This is a genomic window from Thiomicrospira sp. (assembly GCF_036568485.1).
Taxonomy (GTDB): domain Bacteria; phylum Pseudomonadota; class Gammaproteobacteria; order Thiomicrospirales; family Thiomicrospiraceae; genus Thiomicrospira.
In genome coordinates this window covers 1-17,866 of record NZ_DATCSL010000005.1, presented here as the reverse complement: position 1 = coordinate 17,866, position 17,866 = coordinate 1, and the positions used below count along the sequence as shown (strand labels likewise).

Annotated in this window: 16 protein-coding genes; 7 read left to right on the top strand and 9 right to left on the bottom strand. The window is 43.6% G+C overall.

The window, feature by feature from the left end:
* Positions 1–15 precede the first annotated feature (15 nt).
* Positions 16–1,770 carry a methyl-accepting chemotaxis protein gene (locus tag VIM91_RS00180; RefSeq protein ID WP_331862824.1) on the top strand — a complete coding sequence of 585 codons (1,755 nt, stop codon included), beginning with the start codon at positions 16–18 and terminating at the stop codon, positions 1,768–1,770.
* Between the two features lie 22 nt (positions 1,771–1,792).
* Here VIM91_RS00180 and VIM91_RS00175 read toward each other — a convergent pair whose 3' ends face one another.
* From VIM91_RS00175 to glyQ, 7 genes are all read right to left on the bottom strand, one after another.
* Complete coding sequence (locus VIM91_RS00175) at positions 1,793–2,467, bottom strand: OmpA/MotB family protein (RefSeq protein ID WP_331862823.1); 675 nt, start codon at positions 2,465–2,467, stop codon at positions 1,793–1,795.
* A complete protein-coding gene (locus tag VIM91_RS00170; protein WP_331862822.1) occupies positions 2,464–3,207 on the bottom strand; it encodes an OmpA/MotB family protein in 744 nt (247 codons plus the stop codon). Before VIM91_RS00170 ends, VIM91_RS00175 begins: the two co-directional genes overlap by 4 nt.
* A 22-nt stretch (positions 3,208–3,229) precedes the next feature.
* Positions 3,230–4,054: a motility protein A gene (locus tag VIM91_RS00165; protein ID WP_331862821.1), complete on the bottom strand. Its 825-nt coding sequence runs from the start codon at positions 4,052–4,054 to the stop codon at positions 3,230–3,232.
* 9 nt (positions 4,055–4,063) lie between these two features.
* Entirely contained in the window at positions 4,064–4,783 is a 720-nt protein-coding gene (locus VIM91_RS00160; RefSeq protein WP_331862843.1) for a lysophospholipid acyltransferase family protein, read from the bottom strand.
* A 5-nt stretch (positions 4,784–4,788) separates the two neighbouring features.
* Entirely contained in the window at positions 4,789–5,328 is a 540-nt protein-coding gene (gmhB, locus tag VIM91_RS00155; protein WP_331862820.1) for a D-glycero-beta-D-manno-heptose 1,7-bisphosphate 7-phosphatase, read from the bottom strand.
* Between the two features lie 86 nt (positions 5,329–5,414).
* On the bottom strand, positions 5,415–7,487 hold the full coding sequence (gene glyS / locus VIM91_RS00150; protein WP_331862819.1) for a glycine--tRNA ligase subunit beta: 2,073 nt from the start codon (positions 7,485–7,487) through the stop codon (positions 5,415–5,417).
* A complete protein-coding gene (gene glyQ / locus VIM91_RS00145) occupies positions 7,484–8,416 on the bottom strand; it encodes a glycine--tRNA ligase subunit alpha (RefSeq protein WP_331862818.1) in 933 nt (310 codons plus the stop codon). Before glyQ ends, glyS begins: the two co-directional genes overlap by 4 nt.
* 131 nt (positions 8,417–8,547) lie before the next feature.
* Between glyQ and VIM91_RS00140 the strand changes: the two genes are divergently transcribed.
* From VIM91_RS00140 to VIM91_RS00130, 3 genes are all read left to right on the top strand, one after another.
* A complete protein-coding gene (locus VIM91_RS00140) occupies positions 8,548–8,784 on the top strand; it encodes a sulfurtransferase TusA family protein (RefSeq protein WP_331862817.1) in 237 nt (78 codons plus the stop codon).
* A 144-nt stretch (positions 8,785–8,928) separates the two neighbouring features.
* Positions 8,929–10,218, top strand: a complete 1,290-nt coding sequence (locus tag VIM91_RS00135; RefSeq protein WP_331862816.1) for a M23 family metallopeptidase — start codon at positions 8,929–8,931, stop codon at positions 10,216–10,218.
* The gene (locus VIM91_RS00130) at positions 10,211–11,305 is read left to right on the top strand and encodes an anhydro-N-acetylmuramic acid kinase (RefSeq protein ID WP_331862815.1); all 1,095 of its coding nucleotides are present in this window, start codon (positions 10,211–10,213) and stop codon (positions 11,303–11,305) included. The genes VIM91_RS00135 and VIM91_RS00130 overlap by 8 nt, the downstream gene beginning before the upstream one ends.
* A 181-nt stretch (positions 11,306–11,486) precedes the next feature.
* On the opposite strand, the gene VIM91_RS00125 is transcribed toward VIM91_RS00130, so the two are convergent.
* Positions 11,487–12,308: a TorF family putative porin gene (locus tag VIM91_RS00125; RefSeq protein WP_331862814.1), complete on the bottom strand. Its 822-nt coding sequence runs from the start codon at positions 12,306–12,308 to the stop codon at positions 11,487–11,489.
* A gap of 55 nt (positions 12,309–12,363) precedes the next feature.
* Positions 12,364–12,744: a ModE family transcriptional regulator gene (locus tag VIM91_RS00120; RefSeq protein ID WP_331862813.1), complete on the bottom strand. Its 381-nt coding sequence runs from the start codon at positions 12,742–12,744 to the stop codon at positions 12,364–12,366.
* Positions 12,745–12,883: 139 nt separating this feature from the next.
* On the opposite strand from VIM91_RS00120, the gene VIM91_RS00115 reads away from it, so the two are divergent.
* The 3 genes from VIM91_RS00115 to nrdB all read left to right on the top strand — a co-directional run.
* Entirely contained in the window at positions 12,884–13,918 is a 1,035-nt protein-coding gene (locus VIM91_RS00115; protein ID WP_331862812.1) for a GGDEF domain-containing protein, read from the top strand.
* Between the two features lie 518 nt (positions 13,919–14,436).
* Positions 14,437–16,722, top strand: coding sequence for a class 1a ribonucleoside-diphosphate reductase subunit alpha (gene nrdA, locus VIM91_RS00110; protein WP_331862811.1), 2,286 nt, complete (start codon positions 14,437–14,439; stop codon positions 16,720–16,722).
* 107 nt (positions 16,723–16,829) lie between these two features.
* Positions 16,830–17,866: class Ia ribonucleoside-diphosphate reductase subunit beta (gene nrdB / locus VIM91_RS00105; protein WP_331862810.1), on the top strand; the 1,037-nt coding region annotated here is incomplete at its 3' end.

Genomic DNA, 17,866 nt, shown 5'->3' with positions numbered 1-17,866 from the left:
TTTGGAAAAACCACTATGAAACAACCTGTTCACGCTTCGTTTTGGAGCCGTCTTAAAATCGCAAGCTTAATTCGTTTGTTGCTGATTTTAATGGTCTTTGCCGGTATCTTTTTCACCAGTGTCTTTCTCTATTTAAAAAGTCAACTTCAACAAGTCGTTGATCAACAGCGCATTGATCAACCAGGCCTGGTGATCGACCCCACGCTTCAGCATTTGCTAAACAGCCTCGACTTTTTCATTTTGGCCGTCTTAATTACCATGTCATTGTTTTTAGCCTTAATGGTGGCGACTTTGATCGGTAAAATCGCGCGCCCATTAGCGGCGATGCAAAAAGGCATTGAAGCCATTACCCGCTCAAATGACTTCTCAAAACCTTTACCCGTTAGTTATCAGGATGAAATGGGCGCGGTGATCACCGCATTTAATGGTTTAACTCAAAATCTAAAATCGGTGTTTGATCAAACTAACACCAGCTTGTCTAAGGTAGCTAAAGGTGACTATAGTCAACGCCTCAGCGTGAGTGTTGGCGGCGATTTATTGGTTTTCAAAAACTATGTGAATGATGCGATTTCAAGCCTAGAACGCACGATGCAATCACTCCAATCGATTGCCAATGCCTTATCACAAGGGGCTTTTGATCAGCGCATGGACCAATCCATCGAAGGCCAGCTACGTTTAGAAGTGGATGACGCGATGCAGAGCCTGGATGAAGTGGTTCAGCAAATTAACCATGTCATGTCGGGCGTATCCAAGTGCCATTTAAGTGCGCGTATAGAGATCGCTGGAAAAGGGCAATTAGCAAAATTAATTAACCACACAAACCAAGCGATGAATACGCTCGAACAAGGTTTATCGGGAATATTTATTGCGATCGATGCTTTAGCAGATGGCAACTTATCTCACCAAATCCAAGGTCAGTTTAGTGGTGAAATGGAGCGTCTGAAGAACCACTTAAACACCGCCATGTCACAGCTTAACCAGGCCATGACAGGGGTTAAAAATAGCACGCAAGCAATGGAAAACACCGTGCACGATATTGTCTCTAGCAATCACTCGCTGGAGGAACGTACACGCCAACAAGCTTTATCAGTCGAACATAGTGCGCGTACGCTTGAACAAATTACAACCTGTATCCAACAAGTCGCCGATCATGCGCGTCAGGCAAATCAGTTAACTTTGCACGCACGCGAACAAACCGAGCAAGGCCGTGATGTCATGCAAGAATCGGTCGACAGTATGCACTCAATTCAAGATTCGAGTAAAAAAATCAACGACATTGTCAGCTTAATTGATAGCATTGCTTTCCAAACTAATTTGTTGGCTTTAAATGCCTCAGTAGAAGCCGCACGCGCGGGTGAACAAGGGCGTGGCTTTGCGGTAGTCGCGAGTGAAGTTCGACAACTCGCACAACGCTCGGCTGAAGCCTCGACTAACATTCGACAATTAATAGAGCAAGTAGTGCAACAGGTTAATCAAGGTGCTCATAAACTTGAGACCACTCAAGCAGCTTTTGAAGCCATTTTCCAGAGCATGCAAAGCGTTAACGATATCGTAAGCGAAATAGCGGTCAGCTCAGGCGAACAGGCAGAAGGCATAGGTCAAGTTAACCAATCAGTCAATCAATTGGATGAAGCCATTCAGCAAAATGCTAAAATGGTTCAAAACAATACCTCTCTCGCCAATGACCTACAGAGCTTAGAACAGAACTTGCGCGCAGAATCAGAGCGGTTTAAAACAAGCACCCAAATTGGTTTGCCTCACAAGTCTTAACTTTATAAACCCTATAGTCCGGCTACTGACGAGTAAAGCCCGCATTGATCACGACATTGACGCGTCGATTTTGACCTTTGCCTTCTAAGGTTTCGTTGCTGGCTACAGGACGGTGCTCACCAAAACCAGCCACCGAAAAATAGTCATTACGCAACCCTGAGTTACGATGCAACAACTGCATCACATTTTGGGCTCGCATGGTACTTAAAAACCAGTTGTTGCGTAAAATTGAACCGCTTGGAATTGGATCATTATCCGTATGTCCTTCTACCACCACTTCAACACGCCAATCCATGCCATCCTGATCGGCTTGCTGAATAATACGCTGCCCCTGCCCGGTTTTATGCGCATTAAATACCGCAATATCTGGCAGCCAAGCAGACACTTGCGATAGTTCCGCTGCCAGGCCTGGTGAGACTTCAAATCCGCCGCGTTCAAATGATTCAGGATGGGAAATCGACAAAAATATCCCCTGAGTATTGCGGTTAACGTTAATGTATTGCAGGTTATGGTTTTGCACCGCCTCAGACAAACTCAAATAACTTTGATCCAACTGGTCATCTGTCCAGTTTTGAATACGTGAAATCTCCGTATGATTCAGTGCCAACATCATAATGAAAAAAGTGATCAGCAAAGTCACCACATCAGCAAAGGATAACAGCCAACCGCTCCGAGCTTTTAAAGAGGCCGCGCTCACAACTCAGACTCCAATACTGGCACCGGATCAATCATTTGAGGGACAAGGTAGAGCTCGATGCGTCGATTTTCAGCATCGTTTGGATTGTCGGTAATCGGATGGAAACTGCCATAGCCCGCCATCGAATAAACACTCGGCGCTAAACTCACCCTTGCCTGCAAATATTGCATTAATTCATACGCACGGTGTGTACTGAGCTCAATATTGTCACGATAACGTGCACCCGCTGCCAAAGGGATCGCATCAGTGTGTCCTTCAATACTCATAGTGAACGTCACTTCAAACCCACCTTGTTCAATCATTTTGACCCAACGCGCATAACGCTGATTAATCTGGTCTAACTCCAGCTCATTCAGCACACGAGATAGTTCATTTAAATAAGGGTAATAACGCGGATTAATATCGGCTCGAGCGGGTTCAAACAAAGGGGCACTTTCAAAAAGCTGCGGATCAATTGTGATTCGTATACCTTTTGAATAGGTGTTTTCCACTTCCATCCAGGCCAAACTATCTCGATGTTTGATTTCGCGCACCTCATTATGAAGACCGGTCATAATCTTTTGATAAGCACGCTTGGGAGGGATGGTTTCCATTTCAGAAATGGTCATAATCAATACAAAAAACGTCAACAAAGCGGTGAAGACGTCTGCAAACGTCATCATCCAGATACGATTACGTTTAAAAGCACTGATTTGAAGTTGTTCATGAGTAATCAGAGCAGAGTTAGGTTTTACCGACATCTCAGCCTCCTAAAGCTCATGATTAATGACGATTTTCAAGCCGTTCTTTGGTTTTCTCATTTACAAAACTGAGCATACTTTCCATCACCAACATGGGCGATTGTCCAAGCTTTAAGCCGACGACCCCTCGAATAATCACTTCATTTTTTAGCGTTTCGGCTTCGGATAAAACCTTGAGTTTGCCGGCGACCGGAATGTAAAACAAGTTGGCAAATAATACGCCATAAAAAGTGGTAACCAAAGCCAAGCCCATGCCCGATAACAGGCCAGCCAACATATCTTCAGAGCCACCTTCATAGACATCACCGCCCGCGCCCCCCACATGTGAGGTCATCATAATAATCAACCCCATAACTGTCCCCATCATGCCGAATGCTGGCGAGTAAGAAGCCATATTATTAAACAGTTCTTGGCATTGCATATGACGAAGTTGAGTATTGTATTGACGGTTATTAACACTCGCAAGCAATTGACTTTGGTCTTGATAAACCATCATTTCTGTTAATGAAAAACGTAAAAAATCGTCGTCTACATTATCAATTTCACGCTCAAGACTGAGTAAGCCTTGTTTGTGTGAAATATGGCTCAACCGCTCAATTTCATGAATAATTTTATCCACTTTACTCGGCTCAGACACCACCACCTTGATAAAGCCACGAAACACGCAACTCAGCATATTTAATGGGTAATTCACCAATACGGCAGCCAAGGTGCCACCTAAAACCACTAATAAACCTTGCCAGTTAAAAAATGAACCGATAATTTGACCGCTGTCCTTATCCACCATACTCAATAGCACAATGATTAAGCCAAATAACAAACCCAGAATTGTGGCAGATTTACTCATAATGCAACCTTATTTTTCTGTTAAATCGGGCGTTTGGTGTGATTGATACCAATTACGTGCCGCTTGATTAATCTCTTCAACACTCATCTTCTCTGTATCCAAAGGTGGACTGATATACATATCAATCACCCCGGCCTTACGAATAAAGCTATTTTTAGGCCAAAACTGACCCGCATTGTGCGCTACCAAATAAACTGGCACGCCAGTTTCTTTTGCTAACATGGCCGCCCCTTTGTTGATTTTTCCCGTCGTACCGGTTGGCACACGCGTGCCTTCTGGAAAAATCACAATCCAGTCTCGCCGCTTCAATAGTTGGGTGCGCCCTTGTTCAATCAATTGTTTTAATGCTTGGCGGCCGGCTTTACGATCAATCGCGATCGGCTTTAACATGGCCATGGTCCAACCAAAAATGGGAATCTGTAGAATTTCTTTTTTTAATACATAATTTTGACGTGGAAACACGCGTTGAATCGCTATCGTCTCCCAAGCAGATTCGTGGTGCGCCATAATAATACTGGGTTGAGTGACATCTATATGCTCTTTACCCTGCACGCGATAAGTTAAACCGCAGGTGACTTTTAACCACCAGAGCGTCAGTGCTGTCCAATTTTGTAAAAACGCATAACGCACTCTAACAGGTGTGATCCATAAGAGTTGAGCTAAGATACCAAACACAAAAGTCAGAAGTGCACGCCCGATTTCAAAGGCCAAAGATCGCAAAAACAACACTATTTTCAAGCTAACCACTCCTCAACGAATTCGTATAAGTTCGCATAAACCGGGACGTTTTGCAAACATTTATCACCCGAAGCTAAACTACGCTCACCCTTTCCGGTTCGAACGAGAAAAGGTTGCAAACCCAACATTTGAGCCGCTTGAATATCACCTAAACTATCGCCCACCATTGGAACGTCATTTAAACGGCATGCATAACGTAACTCAATCGCGCGTAACATGCCATCCAACGGCTTACGACACACTGACCCACAATCACTTAAATAGGGTGAATAATTGATCCAATCGACTCGGCCGCCGTGTGTATGCAATAGGTGCTGCATTTTCATATGCATTTGACTCAAGGTAGCACGGTCATAATAACCGCGTTTAATACCAGATTGATTAGTGGCCACGGCGACCGTCCAGCCGGCTTTATTTAAACGACTGATCGCTTCTAAACTCCCTGCGATCGGCTGCCATTCATCCGCCGATTTAATGAAGTTATCCGAATCCTCATTAATCACGCCATCTCGATCCAGCACTATAATCTTTGCCATGCGCGTGTATTCGCCTCCTAATTTACTAACTTACAAAAAACCACCAGGCCTGGTGGTTTTTATTAGTTGATTTGAGCTGCTTTGAACTACAAACGTGAAATATCAGCCACGGCCAAAAAGAGTTGATGAATCTGATTCAGCATCGCTAAACGGTTACGTTTTAAAGCTTCATCTTCGGCCATCACCATCACTTGATCAAAAAATTGATCAACCGGTTCACGAATTTGCGCCAAGGTGGTTAAGGCTTGTGTGTAATCCCGCTCGGCGATTTGTGAACTAACCTGTTCACGCAAGGCCTCAATCGCCTGCCAAAGTTGGGTTTCGGCCGCTTGTTCAAACAAGCTCGAATCCACATCCACTGGCCATTCGCCATCAATTTTGCGCAAGATATTCTGAATACGTTTGTTGGCGGCACTCAAACTCTCGGCGGCGGGTAAAGCCGCAAACGCACGTACGGCTTCGATACGTTTTGAAAAGTCGATCGGATGCGCCGGACGACATACGCGCACCGCTTCAAACGCTTCCGCACTAATACCTTGATCCGCATAATAAGCTTTCAGGCGACTGATAATAAAGTCATAAATCGCATTAACCAATTCAGGCGATGACTCGACTTTTGGATGCAACTTTAAACTGGCTTCGATTAAATACTGCAAATCCAAATCCAGCTCTTTTTCGATCATAATTCGGATTAAGCCCAGTGCGGCACGACGCAAAGCAAACGGATCTTTATCACCCGTTGGCAATTCACCAATGCCATAAATACCCGTGATCGTATCGAGTTTATCTGCAATCGCTAAGGTTTGAGCTAAAGCGGTTTCTGGCAAGTCGTCACCACCAAAACGTGGCTTGTATTGCTGATCTATACTGTCGGCCACATCAGCATGCTCATTTTGAGCTAACGCATAATAACGCCCCATCACACCCTGTAACTCAGGGAACTCACCCACCATCAAGGTCATTAAATCGCATTTTGATAAACGCGCGGCACGTTCAGCCAATTCACTAGCCACACCTAATGGGCGTGCAATTTTGACCGCCAAACTTTCTAACCGTTCAATCTTGTCATATAAAGTGCCTAATTTTTGCTGGAACACCACAGTTTTTAAACTCGGTAATAAATCATCCAACGGCTGCTTTCGATCTTGATTCCAGAAAAACTTTGCATCCGACAAACGCGGACGAATCACACGCTCATTACCCGAAATCACAGATTGCGGATTGCTACTCTCAATATTGCACACCGTAATAAACTTAGCCTGCAATTTGCCTTGCTTATCCAACAAATGAAAGAATTTTTGATGACCTTTCATTGCCGAAACCAAACACTCTGGCGGCACACTTAAAAAATCTTCGTCAAACGAACCGTCTACGGCGGTTGGCCATTCGTTTAATGCCGTTACTTCTTCAAGCAAATCTTCATCAATCACGGCTTCGCCGCCGGCTTGACTAGCAATACTCAACACCTGCTGACGAATCACCGCTTGGCGTTCGGCAAAATCAGCCAGCACATAGCCTTGTTTTTCAAGCACGCTCGCATAGTCTGCGGGTGTATCAACGACAATTTCTTCTGGCGCATGGAAACGATGACCGCGTGTTACATTAGAAGCGACTTTGCCTAAAATATTGGCGGGCACAACTTGATCACCCAATATCATTAATACCCAATGCACCGGACGCACAAATTCAACCTCTGACGATCCCCAACGCATACGCTTTGGAATTGGCAATTTTGCCAATGAGGCTTCCACCAGGCCTGGTAATAGGTCGCGTGTCGCTTGACCTTTTACCGCCTGCTCATACACCATCCAGGTACCTTTATCGGTTTCAACTTCCATTAAATCCGCTACGTCTACATCACAAGAACGCGCAAAACCTTGCAAGGCTTTTGTCGGGTTACCATCGGCATCAAAGGCGGCTTTTTTGGCTGGCCCTTTGCGCTCAACCACTTTATCAGCTTGCGCAAGATCCAGCGCACTAATCCAAACAGCTAAACGGCGTGGTGCGGCGTAAACTTTGACGCTTTCAAATTTTAAATCGGCCTGATTAAGACCATCCGTTAAACCCTGCGCAAAGGCTTCTGATAATTTTTTGAGGGCTTTAGGTGGCAACTCTTCTGTGCCAATTTCAACTAAAAAATCTTCGCGAACCGAACTCATACTGATGTCTCCTGCGGGTGTTTCACTAATGGGAAGCCTAAGGCTTCGCGGCCAGCGTAATAGGCTTCGGCTACCGCTCGCGCCATCGTGCGCACACGCCCAATAAAACGTGCTCGTTCTGTCACACTGATCGCATGACGTGCATCTAATAAGTTAAAGGTATGAGACGCCTTTAAAACCTGTTCATAAGCAGGCAAAGGCAATTTGGCTTCAATCAACTGAGTAAAGGCTTGCTCACACTCATCAAACTGACGGAATAATACGTCGGTATTGGCATACTCAAAGTTATAGGTCGACATCTCAACTTCATTTTGATGGAACACATCACCATAAGTGACCTTGCCGCCGGGCCCATCTACCCAAACCAAATCATAAACACTGTTCACACCTTGCAGATACATGGCAATGCGTTCAAGGCCATAGGTGATCTCGCCAGTAACCGGGCGACACTCTAACCCCCCGACTTGCTGAAAATAGGTAAACTGGGTGACTTCCATACCATTTAACCAAACTTCCCAACCTAATCCCCAAGCACCTAATGTGGGGGATTCCCAGTTATCTTCAACAAAACGAATATCATGCTCTAACGGATCTAAACCCAGCATTTTTAACGAATCTAAATACAACTCTTGGATATTTTCTGGCGAAGGCTTCAGCATCACTTGAAACTGATAATAATGCTGCAACCGGTTCGGGTTCTCACCATAACGGCCATCGGTTGGACGACGACTTGGCTGAACATAGGCCGCGCGCCATGGCTCTGGACCAATTGAACGTAAAAAAGTAGCTGGATGAAAAGTACCGGCGCCCATCTCATTATCATAGGGTTGCATCACAACGCAGCCCTGGTCAGCCCAAAAGGATTGCAGACTTTGAATTAAGCCCTGAAAAGTATGGATATCCGCTGTGCGGTTATTAGCGTTTGACACAAAAGAACCCCTAGACAATAATCTACGCCATCACGAAACCTAAGCTTGAACACTTGAACTAGCGCGCTCGGGTGTAATTGCCGTATATTTCTAACAAAAAATTAGCCTGATTATACCCTAAAGGAAACTAGATGAACACGCATCAACTCGACGCAAAAGGCTTAAAGTGCCCAATGCCCGTCATCAAACTTCAACAATTAGTGCGTCAGCTTCCAGCTGGCGATCAAATTGAAATTGCGTGCACTGATCCAGGTGCCGAAAAAGACATTCGCAGCTGGTGTAAAGTAAATCGACACCAACTACTAAACGTCAAATCAGAATTAGACCATCTGCTCATTTACATTCAAATTGGCGCCACCAAAAACTAATTTGTTCGTTTTTATAAAAAAAACTTAACTTTTTTGACTTTCCTACTTCACTCGCACAACTTTTGTGGGCTATAATCGACTCACAAAAACCATAATAAGATTTTTCTACTCGATTAGAAAAACGCGAAAGGAGTAGGCATTGCTATGCGATATGAAGAAATAAACCCGTTTTGCCGGGCTTTACAATGGATTAGCTTGGCATTTTTAATCACCTTACCTGTCAATTTAGCCCACGCACAAACCGAATTTAAAACACAAACTTTGGCCTTGCCTACCCAAACTCAAACCCTGGCACCGTCAACAAAAGCCGACAACCAAAGTACTTCACTAAATAAATTCGAGTTTATTGTCCGCCCTAATCAAACGCTTAGTCACGCCTTAGATCAAGTAGCGGACACAGCACAAACCGCTCTAAAAATTAGTCAATCAGACCATTCTGAACTTTTCACAGACCTCCGAGTCGGTGACAAACTGATTATCTGGACCGATGAAAACAATCAATTACAAAAAATTGACATGGATCGTAGCCGCATTCTGAGCTATCACCTTGAAAAACAAGATAATGAGTTTCATATCTATGAAAATCACAAGACGGTTGATACCAAAATAAAAATGGCCTCCGCAACAATTCATGATTCTTTTTATATCGCTGGTGAATCAGCAGGCTTAAGCCCTCGCACCATTATGAATCTAGCTGATCTATTTGCATGGGAAGTAGATTTTGTGCGTGAACTTAGAAGCGGTGATGAATTTAAAATCATTTATGAGCAGCGTTATTTAAACGACGAATTGCTAGGTGATGGCAACATTTTAGCCGCCGAACTAACTGTTGGCGGTCAACGCAAAGTTCGCGCTTTCCGTCTTGAAATTGAAAATCAATTAATTGGCTATTATGACGAAAATGGTCAAAACCTGCGAAAAGCTTTTATGCGCAACCCCATCAACTACACCCGTATTAGCTCTCGCTTCCAGCGCGGTCGACATCACCCGGTATTACAAGAAACGCGCGACCATAAAGGTGTCGATTATGCAGCACCAACCGGCACACCGATTTATGCCGCTGGTGACGGTGTCGTCACCTACAAAGGCTGGAACGGCGGTTACGGAAAAAAGGTCATCATCAAACATGCTGGACGCTATGAAACCGTTTATGCTCACTTATCACGTTATGGCAAAGCCAGCCGTGGACAGAGTGTCAAACAAGGCGATATCATTGGCTATGTCGGTAAAACTGGCTTGGCAACCGGCCCTCACTTACACTATGAATTCCGTATTAATGGCGTGCATCGTGATCCTTTAAAAGTGAAATTCCCAGATGCCGAACCGGTGCTAGCCGCACATCGCAATGAATTTGATCAATATGCTTCTATTATGCATAGTCAATTAACCCGCTTTGACCCTGAATTAACACAGCTGGCCTTAAACTTTGAATAAATCACTTTTCATCGGACTCATGTCCGGCACCAGTGCGGATGGAATTGATGCCGCACTGGTACGTTTAGACAATAGTCACAAAATTGAACTTATCGATTTTTTGACCTACCCATCGCAACTTAAACCTCAGCTAACCCAACTCAACCTTGATACACAAATTCGCTTATCTGACCTCGCTGATCTGCAGGTTAAAATTGCACGTGAATTTAGCCAAGCGGCCCTAACACTTATCAAACAAAACGGCTATGAAGCTGCGAATATCCATGCTATTGGTAGCCATGGCCAAACTATTTTCCATGCACCGGAGTTGGGCATGAGCCTGCAAATTGGCCACCCTGCCATTATTGCTAAACAGACCAACATTACCACTGTTGCAGATTTTCGAGTTGATGACATGGCGCTTGGTGGTCAAGGCGCCCCCCTCGCTCCCAGCTTTCACCAGGCACTTTTGCACAATCATCACAAACCTGTTTGCGTAGTCAATATTGGCGGCATCGCTAACATTAGCTACATAGACATGGACAATAAGGTAATTGGGTTTGATACTGGGCCAGGGAACGCATTAATGGATGAAATTTGTCAACAGTCCTTTGATTTAGACTATGACCAAAACGGCGAATTAGCCGCTCAAGGCCAAGTTAACCATACTTTACTAAACACGTTACTCTCTGACCCATATTTTCAACAACCCACCCCTAAAAGCACGGGGCGTGATAAATTCAACCAGGCCTGGTTGTTAAAGCATTTACCGCAAAATATTGAACCAACCGACCTACTCGCTACCCTTAACCAGTTAACGGTTGAAACAATTGGCGCCGAGCTAATGAAACTAGAGTTACCTAATCAAACCGCATGTTTAATTTGCGGTGGTGGTGCTTATAATCAAACCCTATTAAAAGGTTTACAGACCAAGCTACCCAACCTCACTATTCAGTCCAGCGAGCAACTTGGCTTCAACCCCAATGCGGTTGAAGCCATGATGTGTGCTTGGCTGGCAAAGCAACGTCTCGACCATACTGAGATTGATTTAACCCAGATTACAGGTGCATCACGCCCGGCGGTATTGGGCGGCCTCTGGCATCCATAAACCATGCAAAGCCAATTCATCTGATTGGCTCAAATATTTTAAGTTTAATAAATACTAGATAAAAAAGCAGGCTCAAAAGAGCCTGAAGAAACCCTGCCGAAACAGGGTACGAGGATACCAATTAGGAAATCCGACCGAGGAAGTCGGACGCGCTATTTAGGATAAATAGCGCGTTAAACCATTACATAAGGTCAAAGCTTTTAGTAAAGCCAACCACCATCATTAAATCGCCATCGCCATCTTTACCAATACCAGTGTCTTCCCCCATTGTATTGATTAAAGAGAAACCAACTTCAGTACCTTCAGCAACTTCTGCTCCATAACCTAACTCTACCCAAGTATAACTTGTGTCTTCACCCAAGAAGTCGGTTGCTGAACCAACCAAGCCATAGGCACTACCATACGAGTAGGATGCAGAAACAATTGTATAAGAATGGTCATCAACGCCACCGTCTGCTGCAACATGGTTACCAGCATCAAGCCCAACAGATAAATTACCAAATGAAGCTGAAAGGTTTACTTCATCATAGGACTTATCCCACAACTCTTCAGTGTAGCGATACAAAGTCACACCAGCCGACAAGCCAACACCTGATACTTCGCCAGACCAACCGCCATATACATCATACTCTAGCTCTCCGCCTTCATCGTTTGTAACTTCAGAACCCCAAAGACCAAGATAAATACCTGAATCATTCTCATAGTCCACACCGGCTTGAGCAGCTGCAGCACCATCAGATTGTGGAATACCACGGAAAATATATTGAGATACCACACCAACGTTACCTGACACACCAGCTTGGGTTGTAGCAGGTGCTAAAGCAGCGATTGAAGAACCGGCTACGGCCATTGAAAGAACTAATGTTTTTAATTTAGCTGTCTGTTTCATTTGTGTTTTCCTTTTTTGTTGTGAAAGATTAAAAATCTCAAACAACTTATAGCTTATTAAATGCCAAAACATTAAAACACTATTAAAAATCAACACATTAAATAAATAAAACAACTTCTCACACCACCCTCACACCAATCTATTGCACCAAATAAATACAAAAACGCACCTAAATATTATCGAAAATCTTCGATTCCTCTTCTAAGAAGGTGCGCAAGCGCGACTCCAACGCATGAAACTTCGTTATATAGGCTTTACCCAATGATGTCACAAAGGTACCACCACCAGATTTACCACCTTTTTCACTCAACACCAAAGGTTCGTGCGTCAACTTATTCATATCCTCCACCAGCTTCCAGGCTTTTTTATAAGACATACCCATAGCTTTTGCTGCTTGATTAATAGAGCCAAATTGGTCAATATTTTCTAGCAATCGAATCCGACCAACGCCTAAATAACCTTCGCCCTCTTCGGTTACGATCCAAAATCGAGCGCGTATCCGTTCAGAATAAGCATCACCAGGTAACTTTTGCGCGTCATGTTTTTGCATAAATCGAACCTCCAATCTCAAAGGTGACAAATTCCGAATTAATTGCGATAATCACCAGATAAATTTAATCTATTGTAAATCTAAACAAATCAACTTCGTGGGTTGGCTTCACGAACTTTATTAACTTTGCAGGCACACTATGTCAAAAACAACCTGTCGCTATACTGACAATATTCAGCAAGCCAAACAAATTACCAGTCAGGTTTTACAAAGGTTAAATGAACTAGATGTTCCTTCTACACCAGTTCATTTTACGTTACTTTATGAAATGGTTAGTCAAACTGACCCAGAGTTTGCCGATGAGCTTGCCAACCTAATTAAACATCATGACTATACCGATGAATCTGTTCGGCCATTATTCCGTGAGCTACTCAAACGCATAATCAACCAACACCTACCCACCGATGAAGTGAGCCAATTGATTCACGAAGTATTAGAACACCTCGAAAGCTGGTCTTCAGAATCCGAACAGCATCACCAAGTATTAATGGATAATATTGCTTGCCTGCAAGCATGCCAAACTCACGATGAAATTATGCATTGTTTGAATCAAAACATCTTGCCGCCGATTCGAAAAATAACCAACAACACGCAAACGCTTCAACAGCAGATCAATGATTCAGCTCAAATTATCAAAAAATTAAAAAGTGAACTAGAACACGTTACAGCTTTGGCTAAAACCGACTCATTAACTGGCATTCCAAATCGTCGCGGTTTTAATGAATTGGCGAACGAGCATATTAAAACTGCACAATCAGAAGGCACAAGCTTGTGTATGGTATTACTCGACCTAGACCACTTCAAAAGCATTAATGATACCTATGGCCATCTAGTCGGCGACAGCGTATTACGCTACATTGCACGCACCTTACACTCCGAAACAAAAGGCCATGACGCCATCGCAAGATTAGGCGGCGAAGAGTTTGTGATTTTACTGTCGGACATTAGTTACAAAAACGCGCTCAATATCAGTGAAAAAATTCGTAAACGCATCGCCAGTAAGGTGTTAAGTGTTAAAGGTCATGCTCTACCCTTACAATTCACCAGCTCATTTGGGGTATCGCAATATAAAGCCGGTGAAACCACAGACCAGCTATTTGACCGCGCGGACCAAGCACTCTATCTAGCCAAGCAAAATGGACGCAACCAAACCTGCGGTGAACATCAGTTATAAAATTAAATAACCCTCGCTTTGAACGATGCGGTTATTTTTTACTCCGAACCTAAAATACATCCGACCGGCACACCGAATAGCCACTTCACACCCTCTCTTCTAAGTCCAACCTGCATTACATAAAAATTCACTTAAAAATTTGATGAGCCAATAAATAAATATTTGCTCACACACAAACCCATATTCCACAAAGTTATCCACAGCCTTAAAGACTGATTAACAAGGTTTTGATTGCATTTATACCGAATAAATTTGATCAAATATTGTGTAAAACCACTCAAAAATAGCGCTTGCACCCGCGTCTAAAATTTACTATATTTTGATACACATAAAAAACAAATCACTACATGTTGTGGAATATTCTTTGATAAGGCACAACTTTATTATCGATAAAATTTAAGTTCTGTTTTTATGAATTCTCGCTAAGCCAATGAAATGTCAAGCGAAACAAATTTCACACACTTAGCCGTTAAAAATTTTATACACAGCTAAAAACGTAGGTAAAAAAGTAGGACATCATGACGAACCAAGACAGCGCGCCCAAATCCACTCTTCAAGTTACCAAACGCGATGGTCGCAAAGAACCAATCGACTTAGAAAAAATTCACCGAGTCATCACTTGGGCCGCTGAAGGCTTAGAAAATGTCTCGGTATCTGAAGTTGAGCTGCGTTCGCATATTCAGTTCTATGATGGTATTAAATCATCCGACATTCATGAAACCATCATTAAATCCGCCGCGGACTTGATTTCCGAAAACGCGCCCGACTACCAACACTTGTCGGCGCGATTAGCTATTTTCCACCTACGTAAAAAAGCTTTTGGGCGCTTTACGCCACCGGCCTTATTTGAACAAATCAACAAGATGGTTCGTGCAAAGCGCTATGATGCAGAACTGCTTGAAAAATACACCAAAGCCGAAATTGATGAGCTGGATAATTACATTCGCCATGAACGCGACATGGAATTCAGTTATGCCGCGGTTAAACAGTTGGAAGGCAAATACCTTGTCCAAAACCGCGTAACGGGCGAAATCTACGAAAGCCCACAGTTTATCTATATGCTGATCCCAATGTCTTTATTTGCACACTACCCAAGTGAGTTGCGAATGAGTGTTGTGAAGCGTTTTTACGATGCCGCTTCGCAGTTCAAGTTGTCTTTGCCAACCCCTATTATGTCCGGTGTACGTACGCCGACACGTCAGTTTAGTTCGTGTGTACTAATCGAATGTGGTGATTCTCTCGACTCGATCAATGCCACCTCGTCATCTATTGTTAAATACGTCTCACAACGTGCCGGTATCGGTGTCAATATTGGTCGTTTGCGCGCGATTGGCAGCCCAATCCGAGGCGGCGAAGCTTACCACACAGGCATGATTCCGTTTATCAAACACTTCCAAACCGCCGTTAAATCTTGTTCGCAAGGTGGAGTACGTGGTGGTGCGGCCACGCTTTTCTACCCAATTTGGCATTTAGAAGTCGAATCTTTATTGGTACTGAAAAACAACCGTGGCGTTGAGGAAAACCGTGTGCGCCACCTAGATTACGGTGTACAGATCAACAAGCTCATGTACCAGCGCATGATTGAAGGCGGAACAATTAGCTTATTCAGCCCGTCAGATGTACCGGGTTTGTATGATGCGTTTTTTGAAGATCAGGTTGAGTTTGAGCGCCTTTATAAAATCTATGAAGCGGATGAGACCATTCGTAAAAAACAAGTCAAAGCGATTGATCTGTTTACTCAGTTAGCGCAAGAACGTGCTCAAACTGGTCGCATCTACATTCAAAACGTCGATCACTGTAATACTCACAGTCCGTTTGATCCGAAAAAAGCCCCGATTCATCAGTCAAACCTATGTTTAGAAATCGCCCTACCAACCAAGCCATTAAACTCGGTAGAAGATCCAAACGGCGAAATTGCGTTATGTACGTTATCGGCCTTTAACTTGGGTGCGATTGAAAACTTAGATGAGCTGGAAGATTTATCCGACTTGATTGTACGTGCCTTGGATAGCCTGCTAGATTACCAAGATTACCCAATCGAAGCCGCACGTATTTCCAGTCATGGGCGTCGCACTTTAGGTGTGGGTGTGACCAACCTCGCTTATTATTTAGCTAAACACAATGTACGTTATTCGGACGGCTCAGCCAATGCACTGGTTCATCGCGCATTTGAAGCAATTCAATACTACTTGTTAAAAGCGTCTAATCAACTGGCTAAAGAAACCTCACCTTGTGAGATGTTCTCGGATACTTACTATGCCCAAGGCATTCTGCCGATTGATACCTACAAAAAAGAATTGGATGACGTCTGCAACGAACCTTTACACTATGACTGGGAAGCTTTACGCAGCGATATTAAAAAACACGGTTTGCGTAACTCTACCCTAACCGCTTTAATGCCGTGTGAAACCTCGTCACAAATCACTAACTCAACCAACGGCATTGAACCGCCACGTGGTTTTATTTCGGTAAAAGCATCGAAAGACGGCATCTTAAAACAGGTGGTGCCTGGCTTTAAAGAGGTTAAGGACAATTACGAGTTATTATGGAAAATCCCAGATAACAAGGGTTATTTGCAATTAGTTGGCATTATGCAGAAGTTTGTTGACCAAGCAATTTCGGCCAACACCAACTACGACCCAACCAAGTTTGAGGACGAACGTGTGCCGATCAAGCAAGTATTGCAAGACTTACTTTACGCTTACAAACTGGGCCTAAAAACCTTGTATTACCATAACACTCGCGACGGCGCTGACGACTCGCAGGAAGATGATGGTTGTGCAGGTGGGGCTTGCAAACTTTAAACTGAGTTTGAATCAAGCGCTCATTTAAAAAGACCACCAGGCCTGGTGGTCTTCGCGTATAATTTTTTGATAATTATTATCATTTAAACCTATAGGAACACTGGATCATGAGTTGCCAAGAAAAAATGACCTACTCCACTTTTTGCCGTAATCAAAACGATGCGATGAAAGAGCCGATGTTTTTTGGCCAAAACGTCAACGTGGCACGCTATGACCAACAAAAATACCCGATCTTTGAAAAATTAATTGAAAAACAGTTAAGTTTTTTTTGGCGCCCAGAAGAAATCGATTTGTCCACCGATCGCGGTGAATATGCCAACCTGCCTGAAAATGAAAAACATATCTTTATCAGCAACTTAAAGTATCAAACTCTGCTGGATTCAGTGCAAGGTCGTTCGCCTAACGTCGCTTTATTGCCGTTAGTCTCAATCCCAGAATTAGAAACCTGGATCGAAACCTGGTCATTTTCTGAAACCATTCACAGTCGTTCCTACACCCACATTATTCGTAACATTGTGACCGACCCAAGTTTGGTGTTTAACGATATCGTGACCAACGAAGAAATCGTTAAACGTGCCATCAGCGTAACCGAACATTACGACCAACTGATTTATCTGACCAACAAAATGTATGCGAACTCAGTCGACATTGAAAACGATGCTGAGTTCCGTAAACAAATCAAAACCGCACTGTATTTGACTGTTGTGTCGGTAAATGTATTGGAAGCGATTCGTTTCTACGTCTCCTTTGCATGCAGCTTTTCATTTGCGGAACGTTCGTTAATGGAAGGCAATGCCAAAATCATTAAACTGATCGCGCGTGATGAAGCTCTGCATTTGTCAGGTACTCAGCACATGATTAACCTGTTACGCAGTGGAGAAGATGACCCTGAAATGGCGGAAATCGCCAAGGAACAACATGAAACGGTCATTGGTATTTTCCGCGATGCCGCCGAACAAGAAAAACAGTGGGCCGCTTATTTATTTAAAGACGGCTCTATGATTGGCCTAAATACCAGCATTTTGCAAAGCTATGTGGAATACATTACCAATGTACGGCTCAAAGCCTTAAATCTAGACCCTATCTTCCCGCAAAAAGGGAATCCTCTGCCTTGGATGAATAACTGGCTGGTGAGTGATAATGT